At 66.5% G+C, this 12605-nt stretch carries 12 protein-coding genes; 4 read left to right on the top strand and 8 right to left on the bottom strand.

Annotated features, from left to right (window positions below):
- Nucleotides 1-11 precede the first annotated feature (11 nt).
- From sppA to rpsA, 3 genes are all read right to left on the bottom strand, one after another.
- The gene (sppA, locus tag GY40_RS00450) at nucleotides 12-983 is read right to left on the bottom strand and encodes a signal peptide peptidase SppA (RefSeq protein WP_038357746.1); all 972 of its coding nucleotides are present in this window, start codon (nucleotides 981-983) and stop codon (nucleotides 12-14) included.
- A gap of 62 nt (nucleotides 984-1045) precedes the next feature.
- Entirely contained in the window at nucleotides 1046-2335 is a 1290-nt protein-coding gene (locus GY40_RS00445) for an Hsp70 family protein (RefSeq protein WP_038357745.1), read from the bottom strand.
- Between the two features lie 228 nt (nucleotides 2336-2563).
- A complete protein-coding gene (rpsA, locus tag GY40_RS00440; RefSeq protein WP_038357744.1) occupies nucleotides 2564-4273 on the bottom strand; it encodes a 30S ribosomal protein S1 in 1710 nt (569 codons plus the stop codon).
- A 436-nt stretch (nucleotides 4274-4709) separates the two neighbouring features.
- Here rpsA and GY40_RS00435 point away from each other — a divergent pair, with 436 nt between their 5' ends.
- Entirely contained in the window at nucleotides 4710-5267 is a 558-nt protein-coding gene (locus GY40_RS00435; protein WP_038357742.1) for a LemA family protein, read from the top strand.
- A 141-nt stretch (nucleotides 5268-5408) separates the two neighbouring features.
- Entirely contained in the window at nucleotides 5409-6482 is a 1074-nt protein-coding gene (locus GY40_RS00430) for a M48 family metallopeptidase (protein ID WP_038357740.1), read from the top strand.
- Here GY40_RS00430 and GY40_RS00425 read toward each other — a convergent pair whose 3' ends face one another.
- Both GY40_RS00425 and GY40_RS00420 read right to left on the bottom strand, forming a co-directional pair.
- On the bottom strand, nucleotides 6483-7403 hold the full coding sequence (locus GY40_RS00425) for an NHL repeat-containing protein (protein WP_038357739.1): 921 nt from the start codon (nucleotides 7401-7403) through the stop codon (nucleotides 6483-6485). It lies immediately after the preceding gene.
- Entirely contained in the window at nucleotides 7393-8001 is a 609-nt protein-coding gene (locus GY40_RS00420) for a 2-hydroxychromene-2-carboxylate isomerase (protein WP_038357738.1), read from the bottom strand. Before GY40_RS00420 ends, GY40_RS00425 begins: the two co-directional genes overlap by 11 nt.
- A 346-nt stretch (nucleotides 8002-8347) precedes the next feature.
- Here GY40_RS00420 and GY40_RS00415 point away from each other — a divergent pair, with 346 nt between their 5' ends.
- Nucleotides 8348-9580, top strand: coding sequence for an argininosuccinate synthase (locus GY40_RS00415; protein WP_038357736.1), 1233 nt, complete (start codon nucleotides 8348-8350; stop codon nucleotides 9578-9580).
- 115 nt (nucleotides 9581-9695) lie between these two features.
- Entirely contained in the window at nucleotides 9696-10046 is a 351-nt protein-coding gene (locus GY40_RS00410) for a hypothetical protein (protein ID WP_051987374.1), read from the top strand.
- Between the two features lie 16 nt (nucleotides 10047-10062).
- Here GY40_RS00410 and GY40_RS00405 read toward each other — a convergent pair whose 3' ends face one another.
- From GY40_RS00405 to fabB, 3 genes are all read right to left on the bottom strand, one after another.
- Nucleotides 10063-10308 carry a DUF2188 domain-containing protein gene (locus GY40_RS00405; protein ID WP_038357734.1) on the bottom strand — a complete coding sequence of 82 codons (246 nt, stop codon included), beginning with the start codon at nucleotides 10306-10308 and terminating at the stop codon, nucleotides 10063-10065.
- Nucleotides 10309-10533: 225 nt separating this feature from the next.
- A complete protein-coding gene (gene fabI / locus GY40_RS00400) occupies nucleotides 10534-11364 on the bottom strand; it encodes an enoyl-ACP reductase FabI (protein ID WP_038357732.1) in 831 nt (276 codons plus the stop codon).
- A 7-nt stretch (nucleotides 11365-11371) separates the two neighbouring features.
- Nucleotides 11372-12598 (bottom strand): beta-ketoacyl-ACP synthase I, encoded by a 1227-nt coding sequence (gene fabB, locus GY40_RS00395; protein ID WP_038357730.1) that lies wholly within the window; start codon nucleotides 12596-12598, stop codon nucleotides 11372-11374.
- Nucleotides 12599-12605: the final 7 nt, after the last annotated feature.

The raw sequence follows: 12605 nt of genomic DNA, 5'->3' as shown, positions 1-12605 counted from the left end.
CTGTATCAACATCACTTTTCAGCCGCAGGCTGCCAGAGCGCCAGAGGCTCGTCAAGCCGCAAGCCAACGGGCTGATCCGCCGCCCGCGCAATCGTCGCCGCCAGCCCGTCGAAGCCGGCGAGACGCGCCGCCACCTCTGCGAGGCTCCACAACCCGAAGCTCGACGAGCTGCTGCGCGGGCGCCAGTCGCGCACCTTCAGATCCTTGGCGACCTTCTTCTCGCGCTCAAGCCAGGCGATGCCCTCGCGCTCGCCGCCGAGCTCGTCGATCAGCTTCAGGCCCAGCGCCTGCCGGCCGGAAAAGACGCGTCCATCGGAGGCCGTGCCGAGCTGCGTATCATTGAGGCTGCGCCGGTCATGCACCATCTGCTTGAACCAGCGATAATTGTCGTCGACCACGCTCTGCAGGGCGGCGCGAGCCTCAGGCGAGGTCGGCTCGAAGCCGTTCGGCGCGGCCTTCAGCGGGCTCGACTTGATCTCCTCGACCTTGACGCCGACCGTGCCCAGAAGCTGGCTGACATTGGGATACTGGAAGAGCACGCCGATCGAGCCGACGAGCGAGGTCTCGCGCGCGACGATGTGGTCGGTGCTCATGGCGGCGATATAGCCACCGGAGGCGGCAAGGCCGCCCACGACCGTCACCATCGGCTTCTTGGCCGCGAGCTCGCGCAGCGCGATGTGCAGCGCCTCGGCGCCGGAGGTGGTGCCGCCCGGGCTGTTGATGTCGAGCACGACGCCCGAGACAGCGTTGCTCTCGCCGACCGACTTGATCAGGTCGAGCGTGCGGCGATCCCCCGAGATGAAGCCGGAGATGGAGATGCGGGCGATATGGGCGCTCGACAGCGAGGTCGCGCCGTCGCCGCGCCAGGCGAGGCCGCCGATCACCGCAGCCGCGATCACCCCGAGCACCGCCAGCACGCGCCAGAGCGTCAGCTTACGCCTGAGGCTGCGGCGGTCGGCAAGCAGATCGGCATCGGACGCCATCGGGAAACTCCTGTCGGCTGCGGGCCCGTGATGTAGCCCCGTCACGCTGGACGGGCAAGGCGTTACGCCGCGACCGAGGCGCGCGCCCGGTCGAGAGCGAGCAGCGCGAGCCCACTCGCGACCGAGCGGAAGGCATCGCCGATATGGACCTTCTCGGCGCCGAAGCGCCGGTCGAAGAGCTGCCGCACCGCCGGCACATGCGAGGTGCCGCCGGTCATGAAGACGGCCTCGATCCGCCCTGCCGCGATGCCGGCCTCGGCCAGAGCCCGGTCGAGCGCCGCCTCGATCGCGCCGACATCCTCCGCGATCCAGCGCTCGAAATCGCTCCGGCGGATCGGGCTTTCGATGGTCACGCCCACCTGATTGAAGCGCAGCACCGTCTCATCCTGCTCCGAGAGCGCGATCTTCGCAGCCGAGACGGCGCGATAGAGCTCGTAGCCGAGGTCGTATTCGATCACGGTCAGCAGGTCCTCGAGCTTGCCGGGCTCGACCGCCTCGCGGATCAGCGCGTTGAGTTCGGCCATGGTCTCCCGGCTCTTCATCAGAGAGAGCTTGTGCCATTGCGCGAAGGCGGCGTGGTAATGCGCCGGAACCGGCAGCAGCTTGTCGAAGGAGCGGTACTGCGTGCCCTTGCCGAGCGCCGGCGAGACGGCGTGCTCGATGATCCGGTAGTCGAAGGTGTCGCCGGCGACGCCGACACCGGCATGGGAGAGCGGGATGGCTTCCAGCCCCGCGCGCTCGCCGGGCTCGAAGCGCATCACCGAGAAGTCGCTGGTGCCGCCGCCGAAATCGGCGACCAGCATGGTCTGCGGCGTCTTCAGATCGCGCGCATACCAATAGGCGGCGCCCAGCGGCTCATAGGCGAAATCGACCTGATCCATGCCGGCCTTGCCGTAGGAGCCTTTCAGGCGCCCGAGCGCCAGCTCCTCGTCCGGCCGCTCGCCGGCGAAGACGACGGGGCGGCCCGAGACCAGGGGCAGCGACGAAGCATCCTCAAGCCCTTCCGTCAGATCGCCGAGGAAGACGCCGATCAGGTCTTCAAGCTGGTAGAGCTTGCCGAAGAGCCGCGTCTCCTGGAAGGCGCGGCTGGAAAGATGCGTCTTGAGCGATTGCAGGAAGCGGTGCTCGCTGGTCATGCCGAGCGCCATGTCGAGGGCGTCGGGGCCGCTGACATGGGTGATGCGGGACTGCGGCGGCCGCCCCTCGCGCCAGAACATCAGCGCCGAGCGATAGGCATCGACCGCGCCCTGCTTCGTGGCGAAGGAACGCGTCACGACCGAGCCGTCGGCGCCAGCCAGCGCGACGACGCTGTTGGTGGTGCCGAAATCGATGCCGATGGCGGCGGGGGTCATGGCGAGATCCTTTTGTGGCGTCATGGTCGGGCTTGACCCGACCATCCCGGAAACCAGTGAATTCTGGTCACGAGATTTCCGGGTCTGCGCGTCGTTGATCCTTGGGCCGACCGAAGGTCGGACCCGCGGGCTCCGCCCGAGAATGACGGGTCGAGCCGAAACAAAAGCCCGCGCGGATTGCTCCGCGCGGGCTGTCTTGGATGTCCGGCCGCCGAAGCGGCCGAAACCTCACTTCTTGTCGGTGGTCGTGGCCTTCTTGAGGGCCGCGCCCAGGATGTCGCCGAGCGAGGCGCCGGAGTCGGCGGAGCCGTACTGCGCCATCGCCTCCTTCTCCTCGGCCATCTCCAGGGCCTTGATCGAGACCTGGATCTTGCGGGCCTTCTTGTCGAAGAGCACGACGCGGGCGTCGATGCGCTCGCCGGCCGCGAAGCGCTCGGGGCGCTGCTCGGAACGGTCACGCGCCAGCTCGGCCCGCTTGATGAAGGTCATCATGTCGGTGTCGGCGATCTTCACGTCGAGACCGGACTCCTTCACCTCGACCACCTCGCAGGTGACGATCTGGCCCTTCTTGAACTCGCCGGCATCCACGAAGGGATCGCCGCCGAGCTGCTTCAGGCCGAGCGAGATGCGCTCCTTTTCGACGTCCACATCGAGAACGACGGCCTGCAGGACGTCGCCCTTCTTGTATTCCTCGATGACCTGCTCGCCCGGACGGTTCCAGTCGAGATCCGAGAGGTGGATCATGCCGTCGATGTCGCCTTCCAGGCCGAGGAACAGACCGAACTCGGTCTTGTTCTTGACCTCGCCCTCGACCGTCGAACCGGCCGGGTGCTGCTCGGCGAAGACTTCCCACGGGTTGCGGAGCGTCTGCTTGAGGCCGAGCGAGATGCGGCGCTTGACCGGATCGACCTCGAGGATCGCGACGTCGACTTCCTGCGAGGTCGAGACGATCTTGCCGGGGTGGACGTTCTTCTTGGTCCAGGACATCTCGGAGACGTGGATCAGGCCTTCGATGCCCGGCTCCACTTCGACGAACGCGCCGTAGTCCGTGATGTTGGTGACGCGACCCTTGAGCCGCGTACCGACCGGATAACGCTCGGCGATGCCGTCCCACGGATCGGCCAGCAGCTGCTTGATGCCGAGCGAGATGCGGTGCGTGTCCTGGTTGATCTTGATGATCTTGACCTTGACCGTCTGGCCGATGGTCACGACCTCCGACGGATGGTTCACGCGGCGCCACGCCATGTCGGTGACGTGCAGCAGGCCGTCGATGCCGCCGAGGTCAACGAACGCACCGTATTCGGTGATGTTCTTGACGACGCCGTCGATGACCTGGCCCTCTTCGAGCGAGGCGACGAGCTCGGAACGAGCCTCGGCGCGGGTCTCTTCGAGGACGGTGCGGCGCGACACGACGATGTTGCCGCGGCGGCGATCCATCTTGAGGATCTCGAAGGGCTGCGGCTGGCCCATCAGCGGGCCGACGTCGCGGATCGGACGGATGTCGACCTGCGAGCGCGGCAGGAAGGCCACGGCGCCGTCGAGGTCGACGGTGTAGCCGCCCTTGACGGTGTTGAAGATCATGCCGGAGACCTTCTCGCGAGCCTCGAAGGCCTTCTCGAGCTTGACCCAGCTCTCTTCGCGGCGAGCCTTGTCGCGCGAGATGACGGCTTCGCCGAGCGCGTTCTCGATCCGGTCCAGATAGACCTCGACCTCGTCGCCGACCTTGATGTCCTGATCACGGCCGGGGCCGTTGAATTCCTTGAGCGCGACGCGCCCTTCCGTCTTCAGGCCGACATCGATGATCGCCATATCCTTCTCGATGGCGACGACCTTGCCCTTGATGACGGAGCCTTCCATCGCTTCGTTGCGCGAGAAGGACTCTTCGAGCAGGGCGGCGAAATCCTCGCGACCCGCGCTGTAGCTTTCAACTGCTGACATGTAATCTCCTGGAAGCCGGCCGCGTATCCCGCGGATGTCCGGCATGGGCCCCTGGCTGGTGCTGCACACCGGATCGTCGCCTGCGGCGCCTCCTCTTCGAAGGCTTCCGGCTCCTGAGAGCCGGTGGGCACCGGGCCGCCGGTTCGATCCGTATCCTGAGGGGCGCTCCCAACACAAAACGGGAGCCGGTCTCGCTGACCGCCCCCGGCTCATGATCGATCACGACCCTTCGGACACGCCGGATTTAATGCAAGCTCCGCGCGAGAGCAAGGGCCACCGGGCGAGAGCGGCCGCGCAACGCTTTCCATGATCGCCAAGCAGCGCCGTCACACAGGTCACGCGGCGTCAAGATCAAGATGAAGGGCGCGGGTTTCGCGCGCAGCGGGTTTCGTGCCAGTCTGGCGCCGACAGGGCACGGGCTTGGGGAGAACGCTTCATGGGCTGGATCATTCTGGGGCTGATCGTCGTCCTCGCGATCTATGCGGTGATGACCTATAACGGGCTCGTCGCGATGCGGCAGCGCGTCAACCAGGCCTTCGCCGACATCGACGTCCAGCTCAAGCAGCGGCACGACCTGATCCCGAACCTCGTCGAGACGGTGAAGGGCTACGCAACCCACGAGAAATCGACGCTCGATGCCGTGATCGCCGCCCGCAACGCGGCGCAGGGCGCGAGCAGCGTCCATGACAAGGCGGCTGCCGAGCAGCAGCTCTCCGGCGCCGTCGGGCGGCTGCTGGCGCTGGGCGAGGCCTATCCCGACCTCAAGGCATCAGCCAATTTCCAGCAGCTCCAGGTCGATCTCGGCAATGTCGAGGACAAGCTCGCGGCGGCGCGGCGCTTCTTCAACAATGCGGTCGGCGAGTTCAACGCCGCGATCCAGGCCTTCCCCGCCGTGCTCTTCGCGCCGCAGATGGGCTTCACCCAGCGCGAGTTCTTCGATGTCGGCCCGGAGACCCGGGCCCAGATCGAGGTCGCCCCCAGCGTGAAGTTCTGACGGAAGGCCGGCGCTTACGGCCCGAAGCGCGTCGCGCGCTATGCGGATTCGCTCCTGCGTCTCAGGTCTTTGGTGTTTCGCATGTCGTTTTCACAAAACCGCTGCGCACTTTCGCGCGACATGCTTTAGGGAGCGGCAGCGATGGCGCAGGCCTTCGGGCTCTACACCCATCAGCGCAACAACCGGATCAGGTCCAATTTCCTGATCGCCGGGCTCTTCCTGCTGGTCTATCTCACGACCTGGGGGCTGCTGCTCGTCGCCTATGGCTATGGCGGCGTGCCCTATGGCCGCAGCGCCTTCTCGGAAGCCAACCAGATATTCCTGTCGTGGTTTCCGTTCGTCACGCTGGCGACGATCCTGTGGGTCTTCATTGGCTTTCGCATGAACGTCGCGCTGATCGGGGCGGTGACCGGCTCGCAGGGCATCACCCAGGCAGAGAACCCCAAGCTCTACCGGATGCTCGAGAATCTCTGCATCTCGCGTGGCCTGCCGATGCCCAGGCTCGCGATCATGCAGAGCGATGCCCTCAACGCCTTCGCCAGCGGCGTCAACGACAAGCAGTTCACCGTGACCGTCACCAGCGGCCTGCTGGCGCAGCTCGACGACCGGGAGGTCGAGGCCGTGCTGGCGCATGAGCTCACGCATATCCGCAATGGCGACGTCCGGCTGATGGTCGTCGCCGTGGTGATCGCCGGCGTGATCTCCTTCGTCGGCGAGATGATCTTCCGCGGCTTCGGCCGCAGCCGGATCAGGATGTCGTCGGACGATTCCAAGAAGGGCAACGGGCTCGCCATCCTCGTCGGCGTCGCGGTGATCGCGATCTCCTGGTTCCTGGCCATCCTGATCCGGCTCTCGCTGTCGCGCTCGCGGGAATATCTCGCCGATGCCGGGGCGGTGGAATTGACCAAAAACCCCGACGCGATGATCTCGGCCCTGCTCAAGATCTCGGGCCGGGCCGATATCGACGGCGTGCCCTCCGGCGTCATGGACATGTGCTTCGAGAACGATCCGGACGATTTCGCCGATCTGTTCTCGACCCACCCCTCCGTCACCAAGCGCGTGCAGGCGCTGATCGAGACCGCAGGCGGGCGCATGCCGGCGATGCCGCCGCACCCGCCGAAGCTCGCCGAGCGCCAGGACCTGCCGACCATGGTCGAGGAGAGCGTCGCGCGCGGGCCGTGGTCGCGCCCGCCGCAGGGGCCCGCAGCGGGCTGATCAGGCGGTAAGCTTGCCCGGATCGATCTCGAAGACGAGCGGGTAGAAGGTGTCCCAGCGACTCCAGCGCTTCGAGCCCGCTTCGCTCACCGCCCAGAGCTTGCCATCGGGAGCGCAGCCCAGATCCTCGATGCCGCCGGGGGCCGGATAGCGCGCCAGCACCGCGCCGGTCTTCGGATCGAGACGCGAGAGAAAAGCCGGCCTGTTTCCGGCGCTCTGCGAGAGCCAGAGGTCGCCCTTCCGATCGAAGGTGGCGCCCTGCACGATCTGCGGCAGCGGCAGGGTCAGCGTCGCATCCCCCGGCTCCACGGGCTTTTCGTCGCCGGGCAGGAGGCGCTCCGCCGGCACGGCGTAGAGGCTGGGCGCGCCCGTGCGGCGAAAGGCTCCGAACCAGAGCATCCCGCCGGACGCGGCCAGAAAGGACGGCCCCATCGTCTTGTCGATCAGCCTTTCGCCGAGCGGGACGCATTCGCCGGTGTCGCAGGAACGCGCAAAATCGAGCGACAGCAGCCGCCCGGAATTGGCGACGAAGACGGTCTCCCCGAGCACCGCGAGGCCGCCGGGATGGCCGTAGGTGGCCGGCAAGGCGAAGCTGCCGAGGAGGCGTCCGTCCCTGCGCGCGAGGCGGAAGACGCGGGCCGGACCATTATCCTGCTCCAGCGTCTCGCTCCGGTAGGCGGCGACGAGGATCTCGTCGCGGAAAACCGTGAGCCCCTGCGGCACGAAACCGTCATTCAGCCCCGGAGTCCAGTAGCGGCGCCCGATCGCCTGCTCGTTCGGCACCGCTCCGAGCTCACGCGCATCATAGCGCGGCTCGTCTCCCGGCAGGCGCGGCCGCGCCAAGGCCGCGGGGGCGAAGAGGAGACCTGCTGCCGCGACGAATGCGCCGCGGCGCGTGAGGCCCGCAGCCTCAGCGGCCATCGCGAGCCCAGTCGAGCGCTTCCTCGAGGCGGTCGTCACCCCAGAACAGCTCGTTGTCCCCCGTGACGAAGAAGGGCGCGCCGAAAATGCCGATCGACTTGGCGTACTCGATCTCCGCGCGCAGGCGGCCCTTCACCTCTTCGCTGCGCGAGAGGGATATCGCGCTGCCAGGGTCGCCGCCCGCCTCCTTCAAGGCGGCGCTGAGCACGGCCTCCTCGGCGATGTTGCGGCCTTCGCAGAACTGGGCCCGGAAGAGGGCCTTGGAGAAGGCCGGCGTCCAGCCACCATCCCGCCCGGCGAGAGCCAGCCGGGCCGCGGTCAGCGAATTCTGCGGAAAATTCTCAGGCTTGACCATCGTGATGCCCTGCCGGCCGGCGCGCCTGGCCGTGTCGCGCCACATATAGCGACCCTTGCTCGGATAGAGCGCGAAGGGCGAGGTGGTCCAGCCCTGGGCCGCGAAGATCGGGCCCAGCAGGAAGGGGCGCCAGCGCAGCTCGACGCCGGCATTTTCGGCCAATTGCTCGATTCTCAGGGCGCTCAGGCAGGAATAGGGCGACGCGAACTCATACCAGAAGTCCAGAACGGGACGATTCGGCATTCAGCCTCCGAATTAGGTGGTCATGTCGTGTCGCGCCCGAGCGAGCCTGCGCCCTTCGAGATACGACTGCAAGCACCGCGAAAGCGCGCGCGGCGATACCCATCGGCGCCTGGCGGCACCGATCCATCACGGAACGACGCGAGATCGATCAGAAGGTTCCGATTGCGTCGCTCCGATGGCTGCGATAGTGCGCCATTGCGTCCGAAACGCGGCCCGAGCGGCCGCCGGAACATTTCCGCGCTTCTTCGAAACGCGAAAATGCTCTAGGTCGTTGTTTTGTCGCATTTTCTTCACGCGGATCGATACCCACTCCGCTCGAAAATGCTCTAGCAGGAATGTGACACAGATGGCTGACAGCAGCGTGAAGAAGGTCGTTCTCGCCTATTCCGGCGGTCTCGACACCTCGATCATCCTCAAATGGCTGCAGACCACCTATCGATGCGAGGTCGTGACCTTCACCGCCGATCTCGGCCAGGGCGAGGAGCTGGGCCCGGCGCGCGACAAGGCGCTGCTGCTCGGCATCAAGCCCGAGAACATCTTCATCGAGGATCTGCGCGAGGAATTCGTGCGCGACTTCGTCTTCCCGATGTTCCGGGCGAATGCGCTCTATGAGGGCGTCTATCTGCTGGGAACCTCGATTGCACGGCCGCTGATCGCCAAGCGCCTGATCGAGATCGCCGAGAAGGTCGGCGCCGACGCCGTCTCCCATGGCGCCACCGGCAAGGGCAACGACCAGGTCCGCTTCGAGCTGACCGCCTATGCGCTGAAGCCCGACATCGCCGTGATCGCGCCCTGGCGCGAATGGGATTTGCGCTCGCGCGAGCAGCTCATCGCCTTCGCCGAGCAGCACCAGATCCCGATTGCCAAGAACAAGCGCGGCGAGGCGCCCTTCTCCGTCGACGCCAACCTGCTGCACGCCTCCTCGGAAGGCCGCGTGCTCGAGGACCCGAACGAGGAAGTGCCGGACTATGTGTTCTCGCGCACGATCTCGCCGGAAGAGGCGCCGGACAAGCCGACCGTCATCACCATCGGCTTCGAGAAGGGCGACGCGGTCTCCATCGACGGCCAGAAGCTCTCCCCGGCGACGCTGCTCGCCAAGCTCAACGACCTCGGCCGCGACAATGGCATCGGCCGGCTCGACCTCGTCGAGAACCGCTTCGTCGGCATGAAGTCGCGCGGCATGTACGAGACGCCCGGCGGCACGATCCTGCATGTCGCCCATCGCGCGATCGAGTCGATCACGCTCGACCGCGGCGCGGCGCATCTCAAGGACGAGATCATGCCGAAATATGCCGAGCTGATCTATAACGGCTTCTGGTACTCGCCCGAGCGCGAGATGCTGCAGGCGCTGATCGACAAGAGCCAGGAGTTCGTCGCCGGCGAGGTCCGCCTCAAGCTCTACAAGGGCGGCGTCCATGTCATCGGCCGCTCCAGTCCGTATTCGCTCTACGACCAGGACCTCGTCACCTTCGAGGAGGGCGCGGTCGCCTACGACCATCGCGATGCGGCCGGCTTCATCAAGCTCAACGCGCTGCGCCTGCGCACGCTCGGCCAGCGCAAGAAGAAGCTGGGGCTGTAAGGCGGCCGAACTCCACCATCGCCCGGCACACGCGACAGCGCGTGCCGGGCACGCTTTATGAACCGCGGCCCTGTTCGCGCGTTCAGCACTCACCTTTCATCGTGAGTGCCTCTGCATGAACCGTTTCGCTCCGCTTGCCGTTCTCGCCACGCTGCTGGCCGCCGTACCTGTTTCGGCGCAGGAAGTGCCGCCCGGCAGCAAGCCGGCAACGCCGGAGATCGCGACCTGCAAGAGCGCGGCCCTGCAGGCGGTCTCCGCGAAGGAACCGGATATCAAGGACATCTATATCGACGAGGACGGCGCCACCGTCGCCGTGTCGGAATCGAAGATCGAGGCGATCCCGGTGACGCGCATCGTCATGGCCGAGGCCTATCTGCGGACCGACCGCTCGGACAAGCCGCGCCGCTTCCTCTGCCTGCTCGGCGAGAAGAACAAGGTGCTGCTGACCTTCTTCACCTCGCGCTGAGCGCCGCAGCGACGGCTCAGCTTTCGTCGACGACCTGCGTCGAAGGCCGGTCGCGGCCATCCGCCAGTTCCTCGTGCCACCGGCCGTCCCCGTCCTGATAGACGATCCCGTCCGTGTTGCCGGCGAGCGTCTGGCGAGCCGCGGCCGAGGTGGCCGCCTTCAGCGCGGCCTCATGCGAGCGAAAGGTTTCCGACAAAACGTCGCCAACCTTATAGGCCCAGCCACCATCGTGCTCGACGACTTCATACCTGACGATCGGCATGGCAACCTCCGTTCAAAAACCGGAAACCTCGCCCGCGAGCTCAGGTTCCGGCCTGCTGCGAAAGGAAACGGCGTAGATCCTCGACCTGTTCAGGCTCGAGGGCTCTCTTCGGCAGGATTTGATAGGTCGCGGGATGCGGCCAGAGCAACAGCAATCTCTCGTTCTCGAGCCAGCGCCGATAGATGGCCTCCCGCCGCATCGACAGCCTCGCCTTTGCGCCTCGCCTCAGGCCTCGCCCTGATCGGCCGCGCGCAAGCTCTCGAGCGCCGGCATGGAGGTGATGTGATAGCCGGCGTCGACATGATGGACGTCGCCGGTCACGCCGCCGGAGAGGTCGGAGAGATAATACAGCGCAGAGCCGCCAATCTCGTCGAGCGTCACCGATTTGCGCAGCGGCGAATTCGCCCTCTGCCAGGACAGCATGGCGCGCGCATCGGAGATGCCGGCGCCGGCAAGCGTACGGACGGGCCCGGGTGAGAGCGCGTTGACGCGGATGCCGCGCGGGCCGTAGTCGCCGGCGAGGTAGCGCACGCTCGCCTCCAGCGCCGCCTTGGCGACGCCCATGACGTTGTAGTTCGGCATGAGGCGCATCGAGCCGCCATAGGTCAGCGTGATGATGCTGCCGCCATGCGGCATGCGCTCCGCCGCCCGCTTCGTCGCCTCGGTGAAGGAGAAGCAGGAGATCACCATGGTGCGCGAGAAATTCTCGCGGCTGGTGTCGGCATAGAGGCCCTTGAGCTCGTTCTTGTCGGAGAAGCCGATGGCGTGGACGAGGAAATCGAGCGTATTCCGCTCGGGATCGCCGCCCCAGGCCTCATCGAGCTTGGCGAAGGTCGCATCGACCGAGGCGATGTCCTCGACATCGCAGGGGATGACGAGGTCCGAGCCGATGCTCTGCGCCAGCGGCTTCACACGCTTGCCCAGCGCCTCGCCCTGATAGGTGAAAGCGAGTTCGGCGCCATGGGCGTGGAGGGTCTTGGCGATGCCCCAGGCAATCGAGTTCTGATTGGCGACCCCCATGACGAGGCCGCGCTTGTTCTGCATCAGGGGGAGCATGGCGCCCTCACGCCTCCAGGCGCTTCATGACGATGGTGGCGTTGGTGCCGCCGAAGCCGAAGGAGTTGGAGAGCACGCAGCCGAGGCCGGCATTGTCGATGCGCTTGCGCACGATCGGCATGTCGGCGAAGGCGGGGTCGAGCTCGTCGATATGGGCGCTCTCGCAGATGAAGTCGTTGTTGAGCATCAGCAGCGAGTAGATCGCCTCCTGCACGCCGGTGGCGCCGAGCGAATGACCGGTGAGCGACTTCGTCGCCGAGATCGGCGGGCTTTTGTCGCCGGCGCCGAAGACCGCACGGATCGCCTCGATCTCCTTGGCGTCGCCGACCGGGGTCGAGGTGCCGTGCGGATTGATGTAGTCGACCTTCGCGTTGACGCCCTGGAGCGCCATGCGCATGCAGCGCTCCGCGCCCTCGCCCGAGGGAGCGACCATGTCATAGCCGTCCGAGGTCGCGCCATAGCCGACGATCTCGCCATAGATCTTGGCGCCGCGGGCCCTGGCGTGCTCCAGCTCCTCCAGCACGACGACGCCGGCGCCGCCGGCGATGACGAAGCCGTCGCGCGCCACATCATAGGCCCGCGAGGCGCGAGCCGGAGTCGCATTGAAGTCGGAGGACATCGCGCCCATGGCGTCGAACAGGACGGAGAGCGTCCAGTCCAGCTCCTCGCAGCCGCCGGCGAAGATCACATCCTGCTTGCCCCACTGGATCAGCTCATAGGCGTTGCCGATGCAGTGATTGGAGGTCGCGCAGGCCGAGGAGATCGAATAGTTGACGCCCTTGATCTTGAACCAGGTCGCGAGCGTGGCCGAGGCGGTCGAGGACATGCCCTTGGGCACCGCGAAGGGACCGACCTTCTTCGACGAGCCGCTCTCGCGCGCCTTGTCATAGGCGTCGATCAGCGCGCGCGTGGAGGGGCCGCCCGAGCCCATGATGATGCCGGTGCGCTCGTTGCTGATCTCGGCGGGCTCCAGGCCGGCATCGACGATCGCCTGCTCCATCGCCACCTGGTTCCAGGCCGAGCCACCGCCATGGAAGCGCATGGCGCGCCGATCGAGCACCGTCGCGGGATCGAGAGACGGGGCCCCGGCGACCTGACTGCGGAAGCCATGCTCGGCAAAGTCCTGGGCGAAGGCGATGCCCGATTTCGCCTCGTGCAGCGAGGCCAGGACCTCCTGCGTGTTGTTGCCGATGGACGAGACGATGCCCATCCCGGTGACGACGACGCGTCTCATGCTCGCT

The sequence above is a fragment of the Allobosea sp. UNC402CLCol genome, assembly GCF_000745475.1.
Taxonomy (GTDB): Bacteria; Pseudomonadota; Alphaproteobacteria; order Rhizobiales; family Beijerinckiaceae; genus Allobosea; species Allobosea spartocytisi.
This window is presented reverse-complemented; position numbering and strand designations above follow the sequence as displayed.

Coding starts and splice junctions, on each gene's coding strand:
- sppA (WP_038357746.1), bottom strand. CDS start 983: ATGGCGTCCGATGCCGATCTGCTTGCCGACCGCCGCAGCCTCAGGCGT.
- GY40_RS00445 (WP_038357745.1), bottom strand. CDS start 2,335: ATGACCCCCGCCGCCATCGGCATCGATTTCGGCACCACCAACAGCGTC.
- rpsA (WP_038357744.1), bottom strand. CDS start 4,273: ATGTCAGCAGTTGAAAGCTACAGCGCGGGTCGCGAGGATTTCGCCGCC.
- GY40_RS00435 (WP_038357742.1), top strand. CDS start 4,710: ATGGGCTGGATCATTCTGGGGCTGATCGTCGTCCTCGCGATCTATGCG.
- GY40_RS00430 (WP_038357740.1), top strand. CDS start 5,409: ATGGCGCAGGCCTTCGGGCTCTACACCCATCAGCGCAACAACCGGATC.
- GY40_RS00425 (WP_038357739.1), bottom strand. CDS start 7,403: ATGGCCGCTGAGGCTGCGGGCCTCACGCGCCGCGGCGCATTCGTCGCG.
- GY40_RS00420 (WP_038357738.1), bottom strand. CDS start 8,001: ATGCCGAATCGTCCCGTTCTGGACTTCTGGTATGAGTTCGCGTCGCCC.
- GY40_RS00415 (WP_038357736.1), top strand. CDS start 8,348: ATGGCTGACAGCAGCGTGAAGAAGGTCGTTCTCGCCTATTCCGGCGGT.
- GY40_RS00410 (WP_051987374.1), top strand. CDS start 9,696: ATGAACCGTTTCGCTCCGCTTGCCGTTCTCGCCACGCTGCTGGCCGCC.
- GY40_RS00405 (WP_038357734.1), bottom strand. CDS start 10,308: ATGCCGATCGTCAGGTATGAAGTCGTCGAGCACGATGGTGGCTGGGCC.
- fabI (WP_038357732.1), bottom strand. CDS start 11,364: ATGCTCCCCCTGATGCAGAACAAGCGCGGCCTCGTCATGGGGGTCGCC.
- fabB (WP_038357730.1), bottom strand. CDS start 12,598: ATGAGACGCGTCGTCGTCACCGGGATGGGCATCGTCTCGTCCATCGGC.